This is a genomic window from Myxococcota bacterium (assembly GCA_039030075.1).
In the GTDB taxonomy this organism is placed as follows: Bacteria; Myxococcota_A; UBA9160; order UBA9160; family SMWR01; genus JAHEJV01.
Map to the genome: position 1 here is coordinate 1 of JBCCEW010000017.1, position 25,353 is coordinate 25,353.

The 25,353-nt window shown below is 68.8% G+C and carries 23 protein-coding genes; 7 read left to right on the forward strand and 16 right to left on the reverse strand.

All coding sequences use genetic code 11. The features are described from left to right. On the reverse strand, positions 1–1,170 hold a 1,170-nt coding region (locus AAF430_17265; protein ID MEM7411980.1), incomplete at its 3' end, for an NAD(P)/FAD-dependent oxidoreductase. A gap of 100 nt (positions 1,171–1,270) precedes the next feature. Here AAF430_17265 and AAF430_17270 point away from each other — a divergent pair. The 5 genes from AAF430_17270 to AAF430_17290 all read left to right on the forward strand — a co-directional run bounded on the left by AAF430_17270 (position 1,271) and on the right by AAF430_17290 (position 6,661). Continuing rightward, positions 1,271–2,998: an amidohydrolase family protein gene (locus AAF430_17270; protein MEM7411981.1), complete on the forward strand. Its 1,728-nt coding sequence runs from the start codon at positions 1,271–1,273 to the stop codon at positions 2,996–2,998. 30 nt (positions 2,999–3,028) lie between these two features. Beyond that, entirely contained in the window at positions 3,029–3,946 is a 918-nt protein-coding gene (locus tag AAF430_17275; protein MEM7411982.1) for a sterol desaturase family protein, read from the forward strand. Between the two features lie 44 nt (positions 3,947–3,990). Then, a complete protein-coding gene (locus AAF430_17280; protein MEM7411983.1) occupies positions 3,991–4,413 on the forward strand; it encodes an MAPEG family protein in 423 nt (140 codons plus the stop codon). A gap of 103 nt (positions 4,414–4,516) precedes the next feature. After that, positions 4,517–5,182 (forward strand): OmpA family protein, encoded by a 666-nt coding sequence (locus AAF430_17285; protein MEM7411984.1) that lies wholly within the window; start codon positions 4,517–4,519, stop codon positions 5,180–5,182. A 36-nt stretch (positions 5,183–5,218) separates the two neighbouring features. Continuing rightward, complete coding sequence (locus tag AAF430_17290) at positions 5,219–6,661, forward strand: MFS transporter (protein ID MEM7411985.1); 1,443 nt, start codon at positions 5,219–5,221, stop codon at positions 6,659–6,661. On the opposite strand, the gene AAF430_17295 is transcribed toward AAF430_17290, so the two are convergent. From AAF430_17295 to AAF430_17340, 10 genes are all read right to left on the reverse strand, one after another. Further along, a complete protein-coding gene (locus AAF430_17295) occupies positions 6,658–7,092 on the reverse strand; it encodes an MAPEG family protein (GenBank protein ID MEM7411986.1) in 435 nt (144 codons plus the stop codon). The genes AAF430_17290 and AAF430_17295 overlap by 4 nt on opposite strands. Positions 7,093–7,200: 108 nt before the next feature. Further along, positions 7,201–8,364, reverse strand: coding sequence for a hypothetical protein (locus AAF430_17300; protein MEM7411987.1), 1,164 nt, complete (start codon positions 8,362–8,364; stop codon positions 7,201–7,203). 10 nt (positions 8,365–8,374) lie between these two features. Then, positions 8,375–9,280 (reverse strand): hypothetical protein, encoded by a 906-nt coding sequence (locus AAF430_17305; protein MEM7411988.1) that lies wholly within the window; start codon positions 9,278–9,280, stop codon positions 8,375–8,377. Between the two features lie 183 nt (positions 9,281–9,463). Further along, complete coding sequence (locus AAF430_17310) at positions 9,464–9,985, reverse strand: carboxypeptidase-like regulatory domain-containing protein (protein MEM7411989.1); 522 nt, start codon at positions 9,983–9,985, stop codon at positions 9,464–9,466. An 11-nt stretch (positions 9,986–9,996) separates the two neighbouring features. Next, entirely contained in the window at positions 9,997–10,806 is an 810-nt protein-coding gene (locus AAF430_17315) for a carboxymuconolactone decarboxylase family protein (protein MEM7411990.1), read from the reverse strand. After that, on the reverse strand, positions 10,807–13,179 hold the full coding sequence (locus tag AAF430_17320; GenBank protein ID MEM7411991.1) for a CoA transferase: 2,373 nt from the start codon (positions 13,177–13,179) through the stop codon (positions 10,807–10,809). Positions 13,180–13,240: 61 nt separating this feature from the next. Then, positions 13,241–13,753: a nitroreductase family deazaflavin-dependent oxidoreductase gene (locus AAF430_17325; GenBank protein ID MEM7411992.1), complete on the reverse strand. Its 513-nt coding sequence runs from the start codon at positions 13,751–13,753 to the stop codon at positions 13,241–13,243. A 7-nt stretch (positions 13,754–13,760) separates the two neighbouring features. Then, a complete protein-coding gene (locus AAF430_17330) occupies positions 13,761–14,954 on the reverse strand; it encodes a cytochrome P450 (GenBank protein MEM7411993.1) in 1,194 nt (397 codons plus the stop codon). Between the two features lie 53 nt (positions 14,955–15,007). Next, positions 15,008–15,730, reverse strand: a complete 723-nt coding sequence (locus tag AAF430_17335) for a sterol desaturase family protein (protein ID MEM7411994.1) — start codon at positions 15,728–15,730, stop codon at positions 15,008–15,010. Then, positions 15,727–16,758: a MarR family transcriptional regulator gene (locus AAF430_17340; protein MEM7411995.1), complete on the reverse strand. Its 1,032-nt coding sequence runs from the start codon at positions 16,756–16,758 to the stop codon at positions 15,727–15,729. Before AAF430_17340 ends, AAF430_17335 begins: the two co-directional genes overlap by 4 nt. 281 nt (positions 16,759–17,039) lie before the next feature. On the opposite strand from AAF430_17340, the gene AAF430_17345 reads away from it, so the two are divergent. After that, positions 17,040–18,512 (forward strand): NAD(P)/FAD-dependent oxidoreductase, encoded by a 1,473-nt coding sequence (locus AAF430_17345; protein ID MEM7411996.1) that lies wholly within the window; start codon positions 17,040–17,042, stop codon positions 18,510–18,512. Positions 18,513–18,521: 9 nt separating this feature from the next. Then, a complete protein-coding gene (locus AAF430_17350) occupies positions 18,522–18,974 on the forward strand; it encodes a hypothetical protein (GenBank protein MEM7411997.1) in 453 nt (150 codons plus the stop codon). On the opposite strand, the gene AAF430_17355 is transcribed toward AAF430_17350, so the two are convergent. From AAF430_17355 to AAF430_17375, 5 genes are all read right to left on the reverse strand, one after another. Continuing rightward, positions 18,971–19,735 (reverse strand): M90 family metallopeptidase, encoded by a 765-nt coding sequence (locus tag AAF430_17355; GenBank protein MEM7411998.1) that lies wholly within the window; start codon positions 19,733–19,735, stop codon positions 18,971–18,973. The genes AAF430_17350 and AAF430_17355 overlap by 4 nt on opposite strands. 14 nt (positions 19,736–19,749) lie before the next feature. Beyond that, the gene (locus AAF430_17360) at positions 19,750–22,212 is read right to left on the reverse strand and encodes a CoA transferase (protein MEM7411999.1); all 2,463 of its coding nucleotides are present in this window, start codon (positions 22,210–22,212) and stop codon (positions 19,750–19,752) included. A gap of 77 nt (positions 22,213–22,289) precedes the next feature. Then, on the reverse strand, positions 22,290–22,901 hold the full coding sequence (locus AAF430_17365) for a 2-hydroxychromene-2-carboxylate isomerase (protein ID MEM7412000.1): 612 nt from the start codon (positions 22,899–22,901) through the stop codon (positions 22,290–22,292). A gap of 11 nt (positions 22,902–22,912) precedes the next feature. Further along, positions 22,913–23,845, reverse strand: a complete 933-nt coding sequence (locus AAF430_17370) for a VOC family protein (protein MEM7412001.1) — start codon at positions 23,843–23,845, stop codon at positions 22,913–22,915. A 117-nt stretch (positions 23,846–23,962) separates the two neighbouring features. Then, positions 23,963–25,330: a phosphotransferase gene (locus AAF430_17375; protein MEM7412002.1), complete on the reverse strand. Its 1,368-nt coding sequence runs from the start codon at positions 25,328–25,330 to the stop codon at positions 23,963–23,965. Positions 25,331–25,353 lie beyond the last annotated feature (23 nt).

A 25,353-nucleotide genomic window follows, 5' to 3' on the forward strand; every position in this document is an offset into this window, starting at 1 on the left:
CGAAATGTTCCCGATTGGCGCGTTCGGACCGACGATCATGAAGTAGTTCGGGAATCCGGGAATCGTGATCGATCGATAGGTCCGCGGTCCCGCGCGCCACGCTTCTTCGAGGCTGCGGCCGCCGATCCCGCGCACCTCGCCAATGCCCCAGTCGTGCGGGCGAAAGCCCGTCGCGAGGACTAACACGTCGAGGGGGTGGTGGCGTCCATCGCGGGTCACGACGCCCGTCTCGTCGACGCGCTCGATGCCCTCGGCGACGAGGTCGACGTGCGGCTTCTCGAGCGTCGGATAGAAGCTCGTCGACAGGATCAAGCGCTTGCAGCCCGGCTCGTGGTCGGGCGTCAGCTTCCGGCGCAGCTCCGGGTCGCTCACGGTTTCGAGATGATCGCGGCAGCCCTGGCTCATCTGCTTGCGCCAGAAGCCGTCTTTCGTGACGCCGACCGACGCGTGATCGAAGATCCGCTTGTACACGGCGCGCGTCAGGTGGGCGAGGATCGGCAAGCGCCGCGTCCAGCTGCGCTCGCGGTCGGAGTAGCGCTTGTTGCCCATCGGGAAGATCCACTGGGCCGTCCGCTGGAAGAGCGTCAGGTGCGACGCCTGTTCGGACAAAGGCGCCATCATCTGCACGCCCGACGAGCCGTTGCCGATCACCCCGATACGCTTCCCTGCGAGCGGCACGTCGTGGTCCCAGTCGGCGGAGTGAAAGCAGGCTCCCCCGAAGCGTTCGAGCCCGGGAATCGGCGGAACATTCTTGATGTGCAGCGGTCCGCTGGCGTCGACGAGCACGTCGGCCTCCACCGGCGGCCCCACATCGGTCTCGACCCGCCAACGCCCGTTCTCGAAACAGGCGGCGCGCACCGTCGTGCCGAACCGCGTGTGTTTCGCGAGGTCGTACTTGCGCGCGATCTCTTCGAAGTAGGCACGAATCTCGGCGCCGGGCGAGAAGCGATGCGACCAATCGAGATTCGGCTCGAAGGAGTAGGCGTAGAAGAACGATGGGACGTCGCACGACAGCCCCGGGTAGGAGTTCTCGCGCCACGTACCTCCCACCGCCTCGGCCTTCTCGAGGATCGTGAACGGCATCCCGCGCTGCTGCAGACGGATCGCCATCAGCATCCCGGACATGCCCGCGCCCACGATGCAGGTGGTGGGCTGTCGAACGTTCCCCAAGACAAGACTCCTTGACCAACCGAGCGAGCGAAACGCTTCGAGAGACTCGGTACCATGCCCCCCGGCGCCGCGCGATGGCAAGGCGCGATAGGAGAATCGGATGGGTTCGGGCTGGCTGATTCGCGGCGGCACCCTCGTCGACGGCTCCGGCGCCCCGCCGCGCGCGGCGGATGTGCGGGTGCGCGACGGGCGCATCGTCGAGGTGGGGCCCGCCCTCGCCGATCACGGCGCGGACCGGGTCCACGACGCCCGTGGCGCATTCGTGGCTCCGGGCTTCATCGAGAGTCACACCCACTTCGACGGCACGATGTGGTGGCAACCCGACCTGGCTCCGCTGCCGGGCTGCGGCGTGACGACCGTGGTGATGGGGAACTGCGGTTTCGCGCTGGCCCCGCTGCACGACGATCCTCGCGTGCGCTCCGAGGTCGTGAAGATCTTCTCCTTCTTCGAGGACATCCCCGAGGCGCCATTCCACGACGAGCTTCCGTGGAACTGGTCGCGCTGGTCCGAGTACTGCACGTCGCTCGAGGAGCAGGCGCGGGTTCCGACGCACTACGCGGCCTTCGTCGGACACATCGCCCTGCGCCTCGCGGTCCTCGGGCTCGACGCCTGGAAGCGGCCGGCCGACCGCTCGGAGATCGAGCGGATGGCCGCGCTCCTCGAGGACGCGCTCGCCGCGGGCGCGCTTGGCGTCTCCACCAACCTGATGGACCACGACGGCGCCGACCGTCCCGTCCCGTCTCTCCACGCCGACGACGCCGAGCTGCGCATGCTCCTCGAAGTCGTCGCGCGTCACCCGGGAGCCAGCTTCCAGGTGGTGGTCGACAGCATCATGCGGATGACCGCCGGAGCGTCGATGGAACGGCTCGCCCGCCTCGCGAACGACCTGCCGGTGCGGGTGCAATGGGCCGGCGTGCCGACCCTGCAATGGCAGAAGGACTACGGCCTCCAGCAGCCGCTCCTGGAGCTGCACGAGCGCTTCGCCGACGAGGGTCGCGACTTCTGGACGGGCTATGCCCATGTCCCCATCACGACGGTCGCGAGTGTCGAGCACTCCCTGCTCTTCGCCCAGTCCGGAGACGCGGTCTGGCACGAGGTGGTCACGGCGGAGACCGAAGATGCAAAGCGCGCCGTGCTGGGGGATGCCGACTGGCGGGAGCGCGCACGTCACTCCTGGGACGAGAAGTGCCTTCCCACGGCGCCCTTCCGGAACCCGCGGCCGATCCTGCTCGACAACTCGGCGACCGAAGTCGGACCCCTCGGCATCTCTCTCGGCGAGTACGCGGACGAGCTCGGCGTCCACCCCTCGGATGCCCTCGCCGAGTGGTTTCTCGCCAACGGCGTGCAGTCCACCGTCACGATGCCGCCCTGGGAGAAGGACCAGGACACCGTGCTGCGGCTGCTCCGCGACCCGTACTCCGTGGGCAACATCAGTGACGCGGGCGCCCACGGCCAGATGTTCTGCGGAGCCGGAGACAACCTCCTGCTCTTCACCGACTTCGTGCGCGGCACCGAATCCCTGCGCGTCGAAGAAGCCGTGCACGTCCAGACCGGGAAGCTCGCCGACCACTTCGGCCTGCGCGAACGCGGCATCGTCGCCCCCGGCAACCACGCCGACCTCACGGTCTTCGACCTCGCCGAGGTCGAGCGCCGCGAGAAGTACAAGATCTCGGATGTCCCGGACGGTCACGGGGGTCATACCTGGCGCTGGACCCGCGATCCGGCGCCGGTGCGCCTCACCCTGGCCGCGGGCGAAGCCACCTTCGAGGCCGGGCGCCATACCGGGGCGCGCCCGGGTCAGATGCTCTCGCCGGGCAGCTCGGACTGAGCCCGCCCGCGAAGCCCAGAACGGAGCCCGATGTCGCCCGACACCTTCGAGTTGCCGGATGTCTCCGTACTGGCAGCGCCGTTCTACCTGATCGCGCTGGCCGTCGAGTTCGTCGGCATCTCCCTCGGTCGATTCCGCGGGCGCTTCGAAACCCGCGACGCGGTCACGAGCGTGACGATGGGCGCCGGCAGCGTCGTGTGGGGCGTCGCCTTCACCGCGCTCACCCAGGCGGTTCTCTTCGCCTGTTACGCGTGGCGGCTCTTCGATGTGCCGATCACCGTCGCGAGCATCGCCGTCTGCTTCGTCCTCGATGACCTCCGCTACTACTGGGTCCACCGCTTCGGACACGAGAGCCGCTTCTTCTGGGCGAGTCACGTCGTCCACCATTCGAGCGAGCACTACAACCTCAGCACGGCCCTGCGTCAGACCTGGACGATCTCGGGCCTGTTCGTACTCAAGATCCCCCCCGTGCTCCTCGGCTTCCACCCAGGAGTCGTTGCCTTCGTCGGCGGACTGAACCTGATCTATCAGTTCTGGATCCACACCGAGGCCATCGATCGCCTGCCCCGCTGGTTCGAGGCCGTCTTCAACACGCCTTCCCACCATCGCGTCCACCACGGGGTGAACCCGCGCTACCTCGACGCCAACTACGCCGGCGTCTTCATCTTCTGGGACCGCTGGTTCGGGAGCTTCGTGCCGGAGGAGCCCACCGAGCCGGTGCGCTACGGCATCGTGCACCCGTTGGGAAGCTTCAACCCGCTCCGGGTCGCCTATCAGGAGTGGGCTTCTCTGTTCCGCGACGCGCTCCAGCCCGGGATCGGGCTGCGCGAACGCTGGGGGTATCTCTTCGGTCCGCCGGGTTGGAGTCACGATGGGAGCCGCGCCACGAGTCGCGACCTGAAGGCCGCGTGGCGCGCAGCGTCCCCTGCCCAACACGCCGTGGAGTAGACTGCGCCCCCGAGCGGATTCCGTTTCCCACACGAGAGGACCCGATGGAACCCAGTGCCCTGCTTCAGCCCGTGTTCACCCTCGCCGCCTGGACGGTGGTGATGCTCCTCTGGATGCTCGCCACGCGTATCCCCGCCATGGCCAGCGCGGGCATCGACGCCCAGGAAGCCCGCGACACCGCGCGTCTGATCGACATGCTGCCCACCGAGATCACGCGGATCTCCAACAACTACAACCACCTCTTCGAGCAGCCCACGCTGTTCTACGCGGTGGTGATCACGTTGGCGGTGCTCGACCTCCAGGACACGATCCACGTCGCGTGCGCCTGGGCGTTCGTCGCCATCCGCATCGCCCACTCGCTGGTGCAGGCCACGGTCGACATCGTGAACATCCGCTTCGCGCTCTTCGCGCTGTCGTGGCTGGTGTTGATCGTGATGATCGTGCGGGGTGCACTCGGCGCGTTCTAGCCCCGTTCGGCGCTCCCGCGTAGCAGGACCCTCGGGTATGCTCCCGGCGCCCCGCCCGGAGCGACCCGTGGCGGCAGTAGATCACCCGGGAGGAAACCCCACCATGGCCCGACGCACCGTCGTCATCCTGCTCGCTGTCCTGACCGCCGCGCTCTCGGTGGGCTGCGTCACCCAGGGAACCCACGATCTCGTGCTCGGCGAGCGCGACGACGCTCGCGCCTCGCGCGACACCCTGCGGGTCCAGCTCGAAGAGGCCCAGGCCGCGAATCAGGGGCTCCGCGACGAACTCGCCGCCACGAAGGTCGAAGCCGAGACCCAGAAAGGTGGCTACGACGACCTGATCCGCGAGCTCCAGGGCGAGGTCGAAGCCGGGCAGATCCAGGTCCAGCAGCTGCGCGACGGCGTGCAGTTGAATGTCTCGGACGAGCTGCTCTTTCCCTCGGGTTCGGCGCGGCTGAACGCGGCGGGGAAGACCCTGCTCGAGAAGGTGGCCAGCCAGATCGACGACAAGAGCCTGGTCACGGTCGAAGGCCATACGGACAACATCAAGATCTCGGGCGCGCTCAAGAATCGCTACCCCACCAACTGGGAGCTCGCCGCCGCCCGCGCCTCGAGCGTGGTTCGACTCCTCGCCGACAACGGCGTCGATCCGGCCCGCCTGCGCGCCACGTCGCGGGGGCCCTACGCCCCTCTCGAATCGAACGACACGCCCGAGGGACGCGCGAAGAACCGCCGCACGGAGATCTACCTGCGCCCCATGAACCCCTAGGGCCCGCGACTCCGCCCCCCTTCGTCGTCGCCCCCCATGACCGAACGCGTTCCGGTCCCGCTCCGCACCCGGCTCGCCTTCGGTCTGGGACAGCTGGCGGAAGGCACGAAGAACACCGCGTTCAACCTCTTCCTGCTGTTCTTCTACAGCCAGGTGCTCGGGCTCCCCGGCACCCTGGCCGGCTTCGCGCTGTTCCTCGCCACGGCCTTCGATGCCGTGACCGACCCCCTGGTCGGTTCGCTCTCCGATCGCTTGCGACACCGGTGGGGACGACGCCACCCCTTCCTCTACGCGGCGGCGCTGCCGTTGGGGGTGAGCTTCACCCTGCTCTTCCGTCCGCCCGCGGGCCTCGGGGAGGGCGCGCTCTTCGCGTGGTTGCTCTGTTTCACCATCGCCGTGCGCGCGTCGATGACGCTCTTCCATGTCCCCCACCTCGCGCTAGGCGCCGAGCTCTCCGACGACTACGAAGAGCGCACGCTGATCGCCGCTACCCGAACCGCCTTTTCGCTGACCGGCGTGGTGGGGGTCGTCGCCGGCGCGTGGCTCGTCTTCTTCGCGCCCTCCGCGGAACACCCGGTGGGGCAGCTGAACGCGGCGGCCTACCCGGCCTTCGGGCTCTGCTTCGGCGCGGTGATGGCGGTGACGGTGCTGCTCTCGGCCTGGGGCACCCACGATCAGATTCCGCGGCTTCCCCAGCCCGCGCGCGACATCGCCCGCTTTTCGGCCCGACAGTTCTGGAGCGACTACCGCCGAGCGTTCTCGAACGCCTCGTTTCGCGCGTTCTGCCTGGGAATCACGGTCTTCTACGTGATGCGCGGGCTCCAGGAGGTGCTCGGCGTCCACATGTTCACCTACTTCTGGCGACTCGACGCCGACGAGATCTTCGCGATCGGTGCCGCCGCCCTGCCCGGTCTGCTGGTGGGCGTGCCGTTCTGGACCTGGGCCGCCCGGCGCTACGACAAGCGCCCCGCGTTCTTGATCGGCGTGGCGGGCTTCAGTGCCTGCGTGCTCGGTCCGCCGGTCGCGCGCATCGTCGGGTTCTTTCCGGAGCCCGAGAGCGCCGTGTACCTCGCCATCTTGATCGCAACGGCGGTCGGTGCCGCCTTTGGTGCGTCCGCTGGGCTGGTGTTGGCCGGCTCGATGATGGCCGACGTCGCCGACGAGCACGAACTCACCCACGGCGTCCGCCAGGAGGGCATCTTCTTCGCCGCTCTCTCCTTTGCCGCGAAGTCGACGTCGGGGCTCGGCACCTTCCTCGGCGGCGTCGGCCTCGATTGGATCGAGTTTCCGACCCAGGCGGCGCCGGAGGACGTCTCCGAAGCGACCTCACTCGCGCTGGGCATCCTCTACGGGCCCGGCATCGGCGTCCTGGCGGTCATCGCCCTGGTCTTCCTCGCCCGCTACCGGCTCGACCGCGCGCGCCATCGCGAGATCCGGGCGCTCCTGGATCAGCGCAACACCAGGCCCACGTCGGCCTAGGCCGACGTCGCGTAGGCGCTCCACGCGAGCCAGGCCACCGCTCCCCACAGCGCCAGGCTCGAGACGAGGTAGAGCCCGAAGCGGAGCATCACGATGTTCACCGTGCAGTGGACGACGCTGTGGAGTGCGCGAAATGCCACGAAGACCCAGGACAGGAAGAGCATCACGCCGTCGACCCGGTCCAGCGCGAAGGCCACGAGCGCGACGGTGTAGAAGAGCACCGGCATCTCGAAGAGGTTCTTCAGGTTCTCCGACGGATTGTTGACCGCCGCGGGCGAGAGCGCGGCGAGTCCGCCCGGTCGGATGAGGTCTTCGGGCGGGATCTCGGCCGACTGGAGGAAGTGGATGCGACGCACGTACATGTACGTCCAGACGACGAAGGTGAGCCCCATCGTGGCGAAGACCGGGGCAAAGATCGCGGACGGAGACATGGGAATTCCTCTCGAAGGATGCGGGGCGCGGGTTCAGTGTCGCGCGAGCGCAGCGACGTCGAAAGCAAGGCGCCGCGAACGCCGATTGCGCGTCGCGCGCGTGCGGGTTCAGTTCGGCGGAGGCGCGGCGCCGGAGTCGGCGGGTGCCGGGGCCGGCGCGAGACCCGCCGGAGCACCGGGCACGTCGAGGCCGATGCCGCGGCGCTCGTCCTCGAGCAGCAGTTCGACCATGCGACGGCGCTCGGGGCTGTCCCACTCGGCGTCGGAGAAGGCGGCCAACGACCACCCCTGGGTCTCGAAGATGCCGGGGTAGGGGCGCATCTCCAGGCGATCGGGATAGCTCCCGTCGCGAAACAGGTAGCCGCGCAGCTGCGCGACGCGGTACGGCCCCGCGCGTCCGCGGTCGACGAGCACCTTGCCGAAGAATCGGAGCGGCACCTGGGCCGGCCCCGCCTCGAGGTCGCCCTTGAAGACGCCCCAGGCCAAGGGCTCTCCCCCTGCGTCGAGAAGGTTCGCATCGATCCGGTAGAAACCCGGCTCGAAGACATCGACACCCACCCGAACGACCAGCCCTTCGGGCGTCGCCGCCTCCCCGAAGCGTCCGGTGAACTCCGCGGGAACCCGATCAGCCGGTGTGACGAAGATGCGGATCGTCTCTTCCTGGGGCGGTTCTTCCCCGAGCGCATAGCGCGCGACCAGGCGCACCGGTCCGTGGTGATCGGCGAAGACGCGCTCCAGCTCGAGATCGGCGGTGCGCGCGTCGGCCTCCGCCCGGAAGGTCATCGCCACCGGGCTCCCCAGCGGTCCGCCCCGCCCTTCGGCTTGGGCGAAGGCACTGAGCACGCGGATCTCGGCGGGCTGGCCTCCATCGAGCGCTTCGAAGCGCGCGCGGACGGTCTGATCGCTGGTGTAGCGGTAGCGATCGGCCGTCCAGAGGAACTCGTGCCCCGTCCCCTGGGCGCCCGGGACCGGACGCATCCGCTCGTAGCGCCGGTTCGGCTCGAGCAGATCGACCGCGGTATCGGCGAGGGCACCCGAGGTGGGCGGATAGACCGTCGCGGCCAGGTAGCGCTCGACGGCCGGCGGAAGCGGACCTGCGGCGGCAGCCTCCCCCTCCGGTGCGCCCGGCGCGGGGGCTTCGGCCGGCGGCGGCGCCGCAGCCACCGTCGGCTCTCCCTCCGAGGCCGGCGCGCGCCCGAGCGCCCACACCGCGAGGACGCCCGCGACGACGAGTCCCAGCAAACCCAGCAGGATTCGACGTCGCGGGCTCACGATCGCGCGATCACCAACCCAGGTTGGTGATGAACTTCCGCTTGATCTCGAAGTGATCGAGGTTGTACCCGGAGCAGGTCCAGGCCGGCACATGGCCCGTGTACTTCGGCGCCGTGCACATGCTGCTGGTCGATGTCGTGCTCGTCACCGCCCCGGCCGAGTGGAAGGCCACCGCGCCGTCGTCCTCGCCCGGCAGCAACCACGACGAGTACCACCAGCCGTCGTAGCCCCCGATGTGATAGACGGTCTCGCCGTTCGTGTCGTTGTGGTTGTAGGAGTTCCGGGCCTCACTCGTGCCGAGGTGCCCGGCGTAGTCGCAGGGACCGAAGATGTCGGCGAAGAGGTTCCCGGACAGCTCGCTGCCACCGCCGGCGCCCGCGGACGTCCCGACCCAGTGGATGTTGTAGTTGGTGTTCGAGTTGGCGAGACGGTGTCCCACCACGTTGTCACCACCGCTGTAGTTGACCACGTAGCACAGGTTCGAGCCGGTGCAGCAGCTGTCGAGGTAGACACCGACGGTATGGCTGCCATCCGCCAGGCCACTGTGGTTGGTCTGCACCGCCTTGACGTCGATGCTCGTGTAGCCCGACTTGTTGGCGAGCGCGTCGTTCCAACCCTGGGAGCACATGCCTCCGACGTGGAGGATGTAGCGACCGCCCGAGTTCGGCGTGCAGCCCGTGTTCCCGTTGCACACCGGCTCGTAGTCCGCGCAGCAATCCCCGAAGCTCGCGCACTGGGCGTCGCAGTAGCAGCTGTTTCCGTTGTTCCCCGCGCCCGCACCTCCACAGGCGCCCACGCAGGTACCCGCGTCGTCCCCGCCCACACCGGCGAACGCCGGAGCGCCAAAGGACAACACTGCCATCAAGGCGAAACCGATCCAGGTGCTTCTCGAGAACCGTACCGTGTACCGGGCCATGCGTTTCCCTCCCCGTTCGCGCCCCGTTTGGCGAACAATCTCGCCCACGTGAGCGGTGGACCGCATGCCCTCAGGCTATGGGAGCGCGTCGAGAAGAATCAAGAAAAACAGGAGCCTGGAGAGATACTTGCGAGTGCCGAAGTGACTGGGCGTCAGTTCGATTCGTGGGCCGGCTGCGTCCGTTCAGGGCGCGGATCGCCGCGGCTGCTCCGCGTCGCAGGCGATCGCCGCGAGATGTCGCGCGCCGGCGTCGTCGTATTCCCCTCGGCAGTAAGGCGCGAGATCGCGTCGCGCGGCTTCGCTTCGGGCACGGGAACCCAGCAGCTGCCAGCCCGCGTCGCGCTCGGCTGCGCCGACCGCCTGCCGTGCCCCCCGCTGCAGTCCGTAGTCGGGGTGGTAGAAGGCGTAGTCCGGGGGATAGGTCTTCCAGATCCACATGCGCGCACTCGGCGCGCAGCGCTGCGGAAGCGTGAATCGCCCGTCGGCATCCGTTGTCGTCCAGCGCGCCACGTAGACGGGCTGCGCCGCATCGCTGCTCCCGACGCCGCGGTGCCACTCGAAAACTTCGGCACCCGCGATCGGCGCACCGCTGTCCGCGTCGACCACCCTGCCCTCGGACGCGGAAAGCGAGAACGGACCGAGGTCCACGACGCAGCCCGGGAACGCCAGCGCCGCGAGCGTCACCGCGGCTCTGCCCCAGCCCAACGAACGCCGCCTCAGGAAGCGGCCCCGCGAGCGGCCATCACCTTGTCGAGCAGGTGCTTCCCGTCGATGGCGCGGGGGAAGCCCGCGTAGATCACCATCGTGAGCATCACTTCGTCGAGCTCCTCAGGGGTCACGCCGTGATTGAGCGCACCTCCCAGGTGGATCTCGAGCTCATGGGTGAGGTTCAGCGCCGTCAGCAACGCGACGACCACCAGGCTGCGGTCGCGACGCGTCAGCTGCGGGCGCGACCAGACGTCTCCGAAGGCGTAGTCGAGCACCCAGCGACCCATCTCTCCGAGCTGTGCGACGGTGGCATCGGCCGGGGCCTGCATGTCCGCGCCGGGGATCCCGAGCAACGTGCTCAACACGTCCAGGCCGGCACTGCGGCGATCGGCTTCCGAGCGCGCGGCCAGGCACGACGGCGTGTCGTGGCGCGCGCCTCCGTCGCGTTCGCCGAGCACCCCGGCGAACTGGACCGCACCGCCGAGACCGCAGGGCATGCCCGCGTATGCGGCGACCTGCACGAAGACCTCGTCGATCTCGCTGCGTTCCAAACCATGGGTCAAGCCGCCGATCAGGTGTTGGCGGAGCTCCCGTTCGCGTCCGAGCCCGGTCAGCGCCGCGATCACGATCAGACTGCGATCTCGGCGCGACAGCTCCGTTCGCGTCCACAGGGCGCCGGCCCCCTGTTGCACGGCGATCTGGCCGAGCGCACCCAGGCCCTCGAGTGCCTCCACCAGCGCGGCGCCGGGCTCGGCGCCGCCCCCCAGCTTCGAGAAGACCTCGGCTCCCTGGGCGCGCCGCTCCTCGGAGCTCGACACCTAGAGCCCCACCGGCTTGGTCCCGATCACACCCGCGGCCGCGAGCGCGGCGAGGCGCTCGTCGTCGACGCCGAGGGCACCGAGTACCTCGCGGTTGTGTTGCCCCATCGTCGGGGTCGCCCCGCGATGCCAGTGCTCCACGCTCGCGAAGCGGAAAGGCGGCCCGGTGAGTGGGTGCGTGCCCGCCACCGGGTGGTCGATGTCTTCGTAGAAGCCGCGGGCCTTGAACTGGGGATGCTCGCTCGACCGCATGGCCTGGACGACCACACCCGCCGGAATGCCCGCCGCGCACAGACGCTCGACGGTCTCGTGCAGGGGCTGCTCGCGGGCCCAGGCCGCGATGCCCTTGTCGATCTCGTCGTGACGCGCGCGCCGCCCCGCAGCCGTGTCGAGCGCGGCGTCGCGACACCAGGCCGGCTGGCCCATCGCCTCGCAGAACGACTGCCACTGGGCGTCGGTCGCGATCGTCAAGGCCATCCACTGCTCGTGGCCTTCGCACGCGTAGAGATTCTGAGGTGCCCCCTCCGGGCCGCGATTGCCGGCGCGCTCCAGCCGCACGCCGTAGGCCGACCACTCGATCGCGACCTCGGCGGCCGCGTTCAGTGCGCCCTCGACCATCGTGCACTCGAGGAGCTGCCCCTCGCCCGTGTGTTCGCGCTCGGCCAGCGCGACGAGGATGGCGTAGGCAGCGTGCATGCCGGCGAGTGGATCGCACGGGCCGCGGGGGATGCGGGGCTGGTCGTCGACGTGGCCGGTCATCCAGGCCAGTCCGGAGATCTGCTCCATCGTCTGGGCGAAGCCCACGTGGTCGCGCCAGGGCCCGGACAACCCGAAAGCCGGCATGCGCACCTGGATCAGGCGCGGGTTGAGAGCGTGCACCGCGTCCCAATCGAGGCCGAAACCGTCGACCACCCGGGGCGAGAAGTTGTCGACGAACACGTCGACCTCACCGAGCAGCTGCTTGCAGAGTGCCAGGCCCTCGGGCTTCGCGAGGTCGAGCGTGACACCGCGCTTCGTCGTATTCGCCGCCAGGGTGACGTGGGAGCGTTCCCACCATTCGGGCTGCGAGATGAACATGCCGCCGGCCATCCGCATGCCGTCGGGCTTCGAGCAGGCCTCCAGGCGGATCACGTCGGCACCGAGGAAGGCCAGCATCTGACAGGCCGACGGGCCGGCCCACCAGGCCGTAGCGTCGAGGATCCGGAGCCCCTCCAGCGGCAGCTGGGGCTTCGCCGCCTTGCCGGGTGCCGTGCCCTTCGGATGCGGACGCGCGTGGGACTCGATCGTGCCCGTGTGCTCCCCGAGCCGCGGCGGCGGCTCGGGCGGACGCGGGCGCTCGCCGTTCATCTGGTAGCTCGGCGCCGGCTGGAGGAAGCCACTGCGCGGGTTCGGGACGTGGTTGCCGCGCGCCTTGAAGTGCGGGTGCTCGAGCACCATCTCGCCCGTGCACACGGGGGCGACGGGAATGCGCAGCAGGGCCGCGCGCTCGACGATCTCCTCGGTCGTGTGCTGGGTGGTGAACGCGCGGACGATCTCGTTCCACTCGTCCATGCGCGCCATCCGCGTCGGGACCTGCCACCACTCGTCCGGGCTCTCGGCCACCTCGGGCCGTTCGATGAGCAGACAGAAATCGCTGAACTGCTGGCGCGTGTTGGTATTGAAGCCGACCCAGCCGTCGCGGGTGGGCTCGATGGAAGGGAGCTCGACCGAGCGCGCGGGCTCCACCACTTCGGGGCGGCCGAGCAGGCTGTTCAGCAGGTCCACGTAGATCGTCGACCCGATGTTCGTGACCTCGGCGAGGGAGAAGTCGATGAACTCACCCTGGCCGGTCTCGCGCGCCCCACGCACCGCCGCCAGGGCGGCGACCGCTGCGTAGGTGCCCGCGATCCAGTCGGTGATGCGCCCGCCACTCTGGACCGGCGGCTGTGTCACCAACCCGCGCGACGAGATGCCACCGCTCTCGGCCTGGATCGTGAGATCCGATGCGGGGCGATTGGCGTAGGGCCCCTCCTGCCCGAAGGGCGTGATCGACAGCACCACCAGGCCCGGGTAGCGCTCGGACCAGTCTAGGCCCGGGAAGGTTCCCGGAGCGTGGGTCTCGACGACGAGATCGGCACCCGCGACGAGTTCCTGCACTTCCGCCGAGTCGGGCGCGCCGACCACCGAACGCTTCGAGCACGAGAGGAACTGGAAGAGCGCGCCGTCTTCACCGGCGAGGTCCTGGTGGCTGGCCGTCCAGCTCCGCAGCGGATCGCCCGCCTCGGGCTCGATCTTGACGACGTCCGCGTAGGCGTCGGCCAACAGCTTCGTGACGTAGGCCCCTGCGACGCGGTCACTGAAATCGAGAACGCGAATCCCGCGCAAACCCTGCACCCTTGTCTCCTTCGGCCCCAGCGCCGGCGGAGGCCGGCGCGCGGGCGACCGCCCTACCCTATCACGCGGCTCCGACCCCAGCGGCGCGATCCGACTCCGGTGCGACGCGCCGCAAGCGGAACAGGCGAATGTTGCGGTCCGTCCGCTGTTCGTAGATCCGGATCTGTGGGATCAACGCACACACGAGGTCCCACATCGCGCTCTTCTCCGCATCCGTCAGCACTTCGGCGCGCGCGGTGTAGCGCTCCCCGGCGGCCTGGACCTCGACTTCCGGATGCGCCTCGAGGTTGTAGCGCCAGCCCGGGTGCCGCTCCTGTCCCATCGCACTGGCCACGACGTGGGCGTGTCCCTCGTGCTGGATCGACGCGAGATGCACCGGACGGATGCGACCGCTGCGCCGGCCCCGCGTGAGCAGCGTGACCATGGGCATGTCGGGCTTGCCCATCGAGAAGAATCGCCCGTTCGTGGCGCGGAAGACCCAGGGGTCGAGGCGGGACGCCACGTTCCGGATGAACCAGATGGTCGCCGGGTGGGTGGTGATGCGAACGGTGAGATCGTCGCTGGGCGCGCCCATCGCCTGATTACGCGGTCCCCGTGAACTTCAATGGGATGTGCTTGATCCCGTCGATGAGGTTCGACCGGAGGTACGAGATCGGCCCGGCGAGCTCGAGGTCGTGCATGCGATCGAGCACGCCTTCGAACATCACCCGGGTTTCGAGCCGCGCCAGGTGCGTCCCGATACAGAAGTGCTCCCCGACGCCGAAGGCCAGGTGGTGGTTGTTCGGGCGGTCGATCAAGAAGCGATCCGCATCCTCGAAGACTTCCTCTTCACGGTTTGCACTCGGGTAGTAGAGCAGCAGCTTGTCGCCCTTGCGGATGCTCTGGCCGCCAAGGGTCGTGTCCTCGAGTGCGGTCCGACGCATGTAGATCACGGGCGACTTGAAGCGGAGCATCTCCTCGATCGCGCCGGGCAGGAGGCTGCGGTCTGCGCGCAGACGCTCCAACGCCTCGGGGTGTTCCATCAGGAGCAGCAGACCGTGGGCGATCAGGTTGCGGGTGGTTTCGTTGCCCGCCACCGACAGCAACAGGAAGAAGGAATCGAACTCCATCGTGCTGAGACGCTGGCCGTTCACCTCCCCGTGAAGCATGGCGCTCATCAGGTCCTGCCGGGGCTCGGAGAGACGCTCCTCGGCGAGCCCGTTCACGTAGACGTACATCTCCTGCGCCGCTTTCGTGGCCTCCTCCATCCCCACGACGTACTCGGAGTCCTGGTTGCCGATCATTCGGTTGCTCCAGTCGAAGAGATCGCGGCAGGCCGACTGGGGCACACCGAGGAGCTCGGCGATCACGCGGAGCGGGAGCTCGGCGGCGACATCGACGACGAAGTCGCAGTGCCCGCGGTCGACGACGGCATCGAGGATCGCTTTCACGATCTCGCGGTGATGGGGCTCCTGGGCCGCGATCTGACGCGGCGTGAAACCACTGGCGACGAGGGACCGGAAACGCCGGTGATCCGGCGGATCCATGCTGATCATCGACTGGAAGTTCTCGCCGTTCGTCTCGATGCTGCTCCCCGCCGCCGAACTGAAGACTTCCGGCTGACGCGAGATCTCCTTGATCGCGTCGTAGCGACAGACGACCCAGTAGCCGGGCCCGCCGAGGTAGTCGCCCTCGTGCCAGTGAAGGGGACCTTCGTTGCGCAGCTCGCGGAACAGCTCGTGGGGAAAGCCATCGGCGAAGGCATCGGGGTTGCTGACGTCGGGTAGATCGCGCATCGAGGCTCCTGTGTCGTCGGATCCTGTCTCGTCGGAAGCGGGGTTCGGCCCGTTCAGGGCGTGCTGCGGTTCACCGGCCGTTCGTAGGTGCCGAATAGCCAGTCGTAGAACATGGTGAGCGTGGCGTAGTTGCCCTGGTTCATGTCGACGTGGTGGGCGGCGTGAACACCGGTGATGTAGCGGAGCACGCGCCAGGGCTGCTGCGGCAAGTCGACGAAGGTGTGGTTGAGAGTGTTCAGCTGGGTGAAGAGCAGCGTGGCGATCGCCATCGAGTAGGCACTCAGGGGCGCCCCGGCGACGGCCGCTACCAGCGGAATCGCCCCCAGGAACAGGCACAGGCCGATGAAGGTCTCGAGCGGGTGCACGTAGAGCGCATCGACGTAGGTGGGCGTGCGCGCCTGGTGATGCAGCGCGTGGACCTTGCGCAGGAGCTTTCCGTGAAAGATGAAACGATGGGTCCAGTAGTAGAAGAAGTCGAAGACCAGCAGCACGGCGACGATGTCGACGGCGTGACGCCACAAGGGACGCGGCGTGAGATCGATGCAGAAAGGCAGGATTGCGATGTAGAAGACGACGTTGGTCAGCAACCCGTAGCGGTTGTTCTCTTCCACGGCCTCGCGGAAGCGCTTGCGGGCGAGCTTCGGCTTGTCGGCAGAGCGGTTCAACTCGCGCATCCGCTGCAGGACCGGGACCTGGAAGACGAGGAAGCGACCCACGATCGTCGTGGCGATCAAAGTGGCGACGAAGACCAACGTGGCCATCCAGTCGTAGCTCATGGGTTGCTCCCCGAAGCGTCGGCGTCCAGGAGCGCGGCGAGCCGCAGGGCATCGCGACGCCCCAGCTCGCGGCGCAGGCGACGCGCCAAACGCGGAATGTCGGTGTCCCCCTCGGCGACGGGAGTCGCGGTCGTGGGGCGATCCGAGGGCGCACCGAAGATCTCTTCCTCGAGGTGCAGGGCGCGGAAGAGCTGGCGCGCCCCATCTGCGAGCTCTGCGTAGCCCGCATCACCCAGCACCTCACGAAACGCGGCTTCGAGCCCTTCGATCGCCGCCACCGAGTCTTCGAGCACGCGCCCGCCGCGACGCGTGAGGCGCAAGAGCGCACCCCGCCGATCGCGCGGGTCGGGCTCGCGCACCAGGATGCCGAGCTCCTCCAGATCGCGCGCCGTCGCGTGGATCGCCTGACGACTCACCCCCTGAAGCTTCGCCAGGACGTGGGCGCGCGCGCCCTCCGGACCAATCAGCGGCAATACCTGCGCGTGGGACATCTTGAGGCCGCGATGTCCATGAGCGAGCGTCGCCTCCATGAGGTCGCGTTGCACGCGCTCGGCGACCATGGGCAGGACGCCGATCGTCCGCCGCGCCCGCTCGGTGAGCTCGGAAGCGGCCGGGCTCGGCACTTCGAGCTCGAAGAGGCGGGCGAGCGTGCGGGTGAAGCGCCGGTACGCCCCCTCCCCGAGCACGTCGGCGTAGATCGACTCGCAGTCGAAAATGATCCGGATCGCGTCTTCGACGAGCGCCCTGCCCCGATCGGTGAGCACGACGTGCTTCGACCGCCGGTCCACGGGATCGGGGCGCCGCTCCACGTAGCCCCCGCCTGCGGCGTGCGCGACCAGCTGGGAACACGCCTGTTTGCTGATCGCCAGGCGCGACGCGAGCGCACCGAGGGGACGAGACTCGAGATAGACCAGGGACAGCAGGGTCCCGAGGCTCGGGCGCAGCGCGCGGTAGCCGCACTCTTCGGAGAGACGCTGCATCAGCCGCGCCTGGAGATCCCGCGAGATCCCCATCAGGTGGCGGGCCACGTTGTCGCGATAGCGCTCCCACGCTTCGGGCGACGCGGGCGCGAATCGGGCAGCTCCCCGGCGCCGTCCCGATGCGGGTGACGCCGCGGACTCCGGGCGGCTCGCCGGGGACGCGCTCATGGGGCGACCTTACCCAGAGCCGGCCCGCGTAGTCAATTGTGTTTGACATCCTTGTCAATGCTGATTTATTACGATGCGGATCGACCAGGACCGGGATCGAAGACAAGCCGGAGACCAAGCCGGCCCGGTCCTCCCTCGCCCACCCGACGGAGCCGCCTGGAATGAGCGACACCCCCCACGCCCGTGACCTTCGCATCGCGATCATTGGCGCCGGCCCCGGCGGTCTGTGCATGGCGATCCGGCTGAAGCAGGCCGGCTTTCGCCAGATCGTGTTGCTCGAGAAGGGCGACGGCGTCGGGGGGACGTGGCACCACAACCGCTATCCGGGCTGCGCCTGCGACATCCCCTCGGCCCTCTACTCCTTCTCGTTCGAGATCAAGCGGGATTGGACCCGACCCTACGCGTCGCAGCCCGAGATCCTCGCGTACATGGAGCAGCTCGCGAAGAAGTACGAGCTGATGCCGCACTGTCGCTTCGGGTGCGAAGTGCGCCGGGCGGTCTGGGACGAACCCAACGCCTCCTGGACACTCGAGCTCGACTCCGGGGATCGCGTCGAAGCCGACGCGGTGGTGAGCGCCGTCGGGATGTTCAACGAACTGGCCGACCCCGAGATCCCCGGCCTGGCCGATTTCGCCGGCACGCGTTTCCACTCGGCACGCTGGAACTGGGATCACGACCTCCGCGGCAAGCGGGTGGGCGTGATCGGGAGCGCCGCCAGTGCCGTGCAGTTCGTGCCGGAGATCGTGCAGGACGCGGAGCAGGTGATCCTCTTCCAGCGCACGGCGAACTGGGTGATGCCGAAGCTCGACGATCCGTACACCGACGAGCAGATCGCCTACTTCCAGAACGATCCGAACGCGGCTCTCGCGGTACGCCAGGAGATCTACGACCAGGTCGACGGGGGCATGACCTTCAGCGACCCCGAGGCCCTGGCCCAGATGGAAGCCGCGTCGCTGGAGCAGCTCGCACAGGTCGAGGATCCGGAGCTGCGCGCGAAGCTCACCCCCGAGCACCCGCTCGGCTGCAAGCGACCGCTGATCGCCAACAACTTCTACCCCGCCTTCAACCGACCCAACCTCACTTTGGTCACCGACCCGATCGATCACATCGAGCGCGACGCCATCGTCACCCGGGACGGCGAGCGCAGATCGATCGACACCCTGATCCTCGCGACCGGCTTCTCGGCGACGAAGTACCTGTCCGCGATCGATGTCCGCGGGCGCGATGCCCAATCGATCGACGCCGCCTGGTCCGACGGCGCACAGGCCTACCTCGGCATCACCACCTCGGGCTTCCCGAACCTCTTCATGCTCTACGGCCCCAACACGAACAACGGGTCGATCCTGACCATGATCGAGTCTCAGGTGGAATACACCCTGTCGCACATCGAACGGTTGGCGCGGGAAGATCTCGCGTGGATGGACGTCCGCCCCGAGCCGATGGCCCGCTACAACGCCGAGGTTCAGGAAGCGATCGACAACGTCCGCGTCTGGCAGGCCGACTGCAACGGCTACTACCGCACACCCGGCGGCCGCGTCGTCACCCAGTGGCCGTACTCGATGAGCGAATTCGAGCGCCGCACCCAGGCGCCCGACGACGAGGTGTACGAGGTCGAAGCCCGCACCCGCGGCTAGTGTGGGCGCATGCTCGACCCGACTGCCGTGCTGCTCGTCCACGCGGGCGCCACCTGGTTCATGACGGGGCTCATCTGGTTCGTCCAGGTCGTCCACTACCCGCTCTTCGGACGCGTCGCTGAGGACGGGTTCGTGGCCTACGAGAACGCCCACACCCGCCTCACGACCTGGGTGGTGGGCCCGCCCATGCTGCTCGAGGTGGGCACCCTCGCCTGGCTCTCGTGGACGCCGACCCCCGCCGCCGGAGGGCTCGCGCTCGGGGTCGGCGCGGCGCTGCTCGCACTGATCTGGATCTCGACGGCTCTCCTGCAGGTACCCCGCCACCAGGAGCTCTCGACCGGGTTCGACGGCCGCGCGCATCGTCGGCTGGTCACGAGCAACTGGGTGCGAACGGTCGCCTGGAGCCTGCGGGCCGCGCTGGTGCTGTGGATGGTCGCGGCAGAAATCGGCGTGGGGCGTTAGCCGTCGCCGCGGTTCGCGGCCTCGCCTCCGACCTCGCCATCGGCGAGGGAGAATCCGTAGAAGCGCCCGAGCTCCTCGTAGAGGTCCGGCGCACGCTTGCGCAGGAGCTCGGGGCGCTCGAAGAACATCTCGGTCGCCACGGCGAAGAACTCGGCTTCGTTCGTCGCCGCGTAGGTCCGCAGCAGGGTGCGTCGTTTCCCCGCGTTCTTGCGCAGGCGCAGGAAGTAGTGGGACAACACCTGGCCCCAGGGCGCGTAGTCGGCGCGCGCCCGTAGATGCGGCGTGCCGTTGAAGGCGCCGGACGCGCGATCGAGCACGTGAGCAAACTCGTGGGTCGCCGTGTCATGGCCGTCCTCCGGGTTCGTGAGGCCCGCGAGCACGTCCTCCCAGGACAGCACCACCGTGTGCCACTGGCTCACTTCGCCGAGGACGACCGTGTCGCTGTCAGGGTGCCGGTAGGCCGCCGGGTAGACGACGATCTCGCGCATCCGATCGAAGGCCGCGATGTCGAGCTCAGCCACCAGGCGCACCGCAGCCGCCGAGATTACGACCCGCACCTCTTCGTCGACCTCGAACCCGCCCGCCCCCACGAACTCCTTCTCGCGCTCGAAGATCATGAGGTCGCCCTCCACCTTCGTGCGCAGTGCCTCCTGCAGCGTCGCGAAGTACGGGACCCGCTCCGCGAGGATCGGGCGCCAGTGCGCGGGAAAGGGCTCGGCGCGCACGCGCCGACGTCGCCTGCGTCGAAACCAACCGAACATCCAGGACCTGCCGCCTAGGAGAGCGCGCCGGTGGCCGCGATGTCGGCAATCTCCTCGTCGCTGTAGCCGAGGACGTCGCGCATGATCTCGAAGGTGTGCTCCCCGATCAGCGGGCCGGCCCGCCACGGCCGCGAAGGCATGTCGGAGAAGCGGGTGACGGCGCCGTCGAAGGTGCTGCGCCCGATTCCACCGTGGTCGAGCTCGATGAAGAACTCGCGCGACACCAGCTGGGGATCTCCGTGGAAGTCGGTCGCGCGGAGCACTGGGTAGGCCGGTACGCCGCTCTCGCGCAGCTGCTCGGCGGCCGCGAACCCATCGCGCTCGCTGCACCACGCCACGAGCGCCGCTTCGATCTTCTCGCGCAGCGCCTGGCGCGCGGACAGGGCGTCGAGGTCGGCGCCGCCCAGCCCGGCGAGGGCCGGCACCTCGGCCACCAGGGCGCGCCACTGCTCGGGGGTGCGCACTTCGATCGCGACGAAGCGCTCGGACTCGCGCGTTCGGTACACGCCATGGGGACAGCCCCAGCTCGAGTCGAGGCCCGCACGATCGATCACGGCACCCGATCGCTGGTAGTCCAGCAGCATCGGCCCGAGGTAGTGGATCGAGCACTCGATCTGGGAGAGGTCGATCAGCTGTCCCTCGCCGGTGCGATCGCGGTGGTAGAGCGCCGAGCACAGCGCGGCGAGCGCGTAGCGCGGCGAGATGAAGTCGGTGTAGGCGCCCCAGGGCGCCGTCGGTTTCCGGTCGGGCCAGCCGGTGATCCCCGCGAAACCGCCGAGCGCAGCGCCGTGGATGCCGAAGCCCGTGTGCTTGCGCTCGGGGCCCGTCTGTCCGCGCATGCAGGTGTAGAGCATCACCAGGTCGGGTTTCTTGGCGCGCAGCGTCTCATAGTCGAGCTTCAGCCGTTCGGCGGTACCGGGCGTGAAATTCTCGATCACCACGTCGGCCCATTCGACCATGCGGTGCGCGACCTCGAGACCGCGCTCGGTGGTGAAATCGAGGGCGATGCCGCGCTTCGACTGGTTCATGTTCGCGGCGGTGTGGCCGGTCGTGACCCCCGGATCGCCGACCCAGGGCGGCAAGAAGCGCAGCGTGTCCACGCGCTTCTCGGTCTCGACGCGCAGGACGGTGGCGCCCAGGTTTGCCAGGTCCTTCGTGATCAGGGGGCCCGCCGCGATCCAGGAGAAGTCGGCGACCTTGAGACCCTCGAAGATCTGCGCGCGCGGCGCGGGCGCCGAGACGTGCACCGGATCCGGCCGACGCTCGGTCGACGCGGCGAGCTCCTGATCGGCGCCGAGCGTCGGAGCCGGGCGCTCGTACGCGATCGGGGTCTTCGACAGCCGCGCGAAGGGCCCGGGCACCCGGACGTCGCCCTGCTCTACCCAGAAGTCCCGCGCAGCGAGCTGGGCATCGGCGAGCAGGTCGGGCGCCAGATTGACCGGCGCGATCAACCACTTCTGCGCCACCGCCTGCTCGTGGATCTCGCCCTTCGTCATGGTGCGCAGGTGCGCCAGGAACTGTTCGACACCGCGCTTCGCCGTCTCGAGTTCGAGGGTCCCCTCCTGGAGCTGCTGGATCCAGGTGAGCCAGTCGATCTCCATCAGATCCGCGTCGAGGGCCCCCTGCTCCCCGATCCACTGCATCGCCGCGTTGAACCCGAACGCGCCCTGCGCGCCGAGCACGAGCACCATCACGACGTAGCCGTCCTTGCACGGTTCGACCGACGGCAGGGTCAAGCCGGGCACGATCGGCATGCCCCCGGTACGCGTAGCGCGTTCGTCGCCGAACCCCGGCGGGTTCTGCCCCAGCGCCGCAAAGTCGGTTACGTACATCAGGGTCCACAGCACGGCCGCCTGGATCGACGTGTCGAGATGCTGGCCCTGGCCGGTGCGACTGCGGGCGTAGAGCGCCATGGTGACGTCGGCCGCGGCCTGCACAGCGCCGAGGTGCGCAGTTTCCGGGACCCCGACGGGCAAGGGCACGCGATCGCCGTCGCCCTGTTGGTTCAGGAGCCCGCCCGCCGCCGCGAGCGTGAGGTCGGTGGCGGGGTGCGTCGCGTACGGTCCCGTCTGGCCGAAGGGGGTCACCGACACGTAGAGCAGCGCCTCGTTCCGCTGGCGCAGGGAAGCTTCGTCCAGGCCGTATCGCGCCAGGGCGCCCGGCGTGAAGGACTCGAGGAAGACATCGGCCGTATCGACGAGTGCCAGCAGCGACGCGCGATCGTCCGCATCGTCGAGATCGAGCACGACGCTGCGCTTGCCGAGACCGAAGTGCTTCCAGAAGAGGGAGGCCTCCGGGTCGGAGCTCGGATCCGTGCTCCCGCCGTCCGCGAAGGGCGGAGCGAAACGGGCGTCGCAGCCACCGGGCGGCTCGACCTTGATCACTTCGGCGCCCAGATCGGCGAGCACGCGGCCCGTCGACTCGGCGAGAGCGGTGGTGAGGTCGAGGACCCGGATGCCTTCGAGTGCGCGAGCCATGGAGTCTCCTGTGGCGGAAGTCGTCGGGACGGCGGACGTCCTCGCGCATCATACGCGGGGCGCGGGCCGAGGGAAGCTCAGCCTTTCGCGCGCTGGCGCAGGATCTCCTCCTCGACGTCCCGCAGGCGGTCCTTCCCGAAGAAGAGTTCATCGCCCACGAAGAAGCTCGGCGAGCCGAAGACCCCGCGCTCCACCGCCGCCGACGTGTTCTCGATCAGCTCCTGCTTCACGTCGGGATCCTGCGCACCCTCGAGCAGCTTCTCGACCGGCAGCCCGGATTCCCGCAACGCCGCTTCGATCACCGCCGGGTCGTCCATCTTCTTGGGCTCGGCCCACATGTGACCGAACACGGCCTCGACGTAGTCCTCGAAGACGCCGAGCCGCCCCGCGGCAATCGCGCCACGCATGATCTGGAGGGTGTTCACCGGGAAGTGAGGGTTCGGCGCGAAGTCGGAGATCTCGTGGTCCCGCAGGAAGCGCCGCATCTCGAGCCCCTGGTACTCGCCCTTGTTCTTGATCCCCTGCAGCGTCACGGCCGGCGAGGCGTTGCCCGTCGCCTTGAAGACCCCACCCAGCAGCACCGGGACGTACCGGAAGCGTTCACCCGTCCGCTCTTCGACCCTCGGGATCACCCGATGACTCAGGTAGGCGTTCGGGCTGCCGAAGTCGAAATGAAACTCGATCTGCATGCTCTCCTCGACTAGGTCTGGGCGCGGTTCCAGCCAGCCACGATCTCGTCCATGTCGTCGGGCGCGAAGAAGACCTCCGGCTGGACGCCGTCGCCGAAGATCGACCAGGTGCCTTCGACACCCCAGTCTTCGATCTTCCACGCCGCATCGTCGACGATGCGATCCATGTCGGCGAAGTACTCGAAAAAGGTCCCGCTCGGATCGCGGAGGTACCAGAAGACGTTGCCCCCGATCGGGTGACGACCGGGCCCCGAGATCTGCACGTCGTCGCCGTGTTCGCGTAGATACACCGAGGCCGCGCGGGTCACCGCGTCGAAGTCGTCGTGCTCGAGGGCGTAGTGATTGAGATACGGCACCGGCCCCGGTGCGACCAGCAGATTGTGGTGGTCGGGGGAACAGCGCAGGAACGCACCGATCCCGCCGGCGACCGTATCCGAGACCCGAAAGCCCAGCCCTTCGGTGACGAGCTGAATCGTCTCGATCGGCTTCGGCGTACCGACCACGACGTGTCCGAGCCGCCGCGGCGGGCGCGGCTTTGCTTCGACCAGCACCTCTGCGCGTTGCCCGATGCGTGCGCGCTCGCCGGGTCGGTTCACGAAGCGCTTCGGCGTCGCGGGGACGTCGTAGGGGGCGCAGGGCTCGACGACGAACTCCCAGCCATTGTGCGGATCGACCAATCGGAGCTCCCCTCCGCTGAGCCGAGACGAGAGGCCGAGCCGTTCGAGTCGCGCGGCCGCCGCGTCGAGGTCGGCTTCGCTCTCGCAGCCGACGCGCACCCTTCGCAGCTGACGGTAGGGCGCGTCGACCACGCGGATCTGGCCGGGTTGGTCCTCGGCACCCCAGGTGCCGTCGCCCCCGGTGAACCCGATCTCCTGGTAGAAGGCGTCGAGATGCGCGGGATCGGGCGCCCCGATCTCGATTCCCAGCAGTCGATGCAACGCCATGCTCTGCCCTCCCCGCGCCGCGGCGACGCCGCGTGCCGGACCTGCACACGCCCCAAGGACAGTACACGCCGGGCGGGCGTCGAGGCGAGATTTCGCGGACACGACCGCGGCGCCCGCCTAGTCGATCGGGGACCAGACCCGGTCCGGGTACAAGACCGTCGACGGTGCGTGGAGCCACTCGTCGCGGTAGGCGCGACGCGCGAGGTAGGGGATCACGGCGTCGTCGGGCAAGCGCCCCTCGCGCAGCGCCTCGCAGAGCGCGCGGGTCCCGCTCTCGCGATCCGCGGGCCGGCGCCCGAGGAGCGCTCCCAGGTCGTCGCACTCGAGGGAAGCCACGCGGTCGCCGTAGCGACGCCGGCGATCGATGCAGGCCACCAGGGTCGCGGTGTCCCGGGCCCGCGAGCGCGCGAACGGGTCCGAAAGCGCCGGAGTGATGTCGTGAGAGAGGTTGTGGAGCGCCGCCTGGGCGAGCAGATCGTCGTCGCCCGAATCCTCGTCGGGGAGTTCGGGACGCTCGATCGGGATCTGCATGGCAGCCGCCAGCATCTCGGCTGTCGCGCGGTCGCCGACATAGCGGTAACAGAGGTAGGCGGCGAGGGACTCGGTGGCGTGGGCGTGATGACACACGACGTGGATCGGAATCATGCCGCGCACGTTCTGGTGGACGGCGTAGTACTGCGCCGCGAAGCGCGTGTAGGGGAATCCCGTGTGCGCAGCCCAGCGCTCGAAGAGCCCCTCGAGCCCGCCGCAGGGGTTGTAGAACTCTCGGACGCAGATGTTGCCGAGGTCCTCCATCGGATCGCCCCAGTGTCCGGTCTCCCAGTCGATGATCGCGCTGACCCGACTTCCCTGGAACATGAAGTTCACCGGACCCGTGTCCCCCTGCACCAGCGAGACGCGCGCGACCTCCTGGGGCACGAAGCGACGCAGCCAGGCGAGCCCGTAGATCGTGAGCGGATCGTCATAGCGCGACAGGAAGCGGTCCCACTGGCCGGCGATCTCATCGACCGCGCCGAGGGCCGTCTGTTCCGGCGTCGTCGGCAAGGGCCCGAGCACGTCGTCGAGTCCGAGCGCGGCCGGGTCGAGTGCGTGGAGCTCGGCGATCGCATCCATGAAGTCTTCGAGCACGGCGCGCTGCACGGTGGCGTCCTCGACCGCGTCGAGATCCGCGCGTCCCGGGTCCCGTGCGAAGAGCGCCACCCGCAGCTCCGGGTTCCAGCCGTGTACGGCCGGAACCGGGATCCCGGCCCGGCCCAGTGCCTCGACGATCCGCGTCTCTCGCTCGAGGCGCCGCGGGTCCGGGCCACCGGCATCGCGTTGGATGCGCAGGAAGCCCTCGAGCGTGTCGCCGACCCCGCGTTCGACATCGACGATCCAGGCCTCGCGGCGCGCCACGTGCCGACGCAAGGTCGTGATGCGCCCGCCCCCGATGGCTTCGACCCACTGGGTGACGGCTGCGGGCAGGGTCGTGGAGGTATCGGCCATGGGAGCTCCGGGGTGCGGGGAAC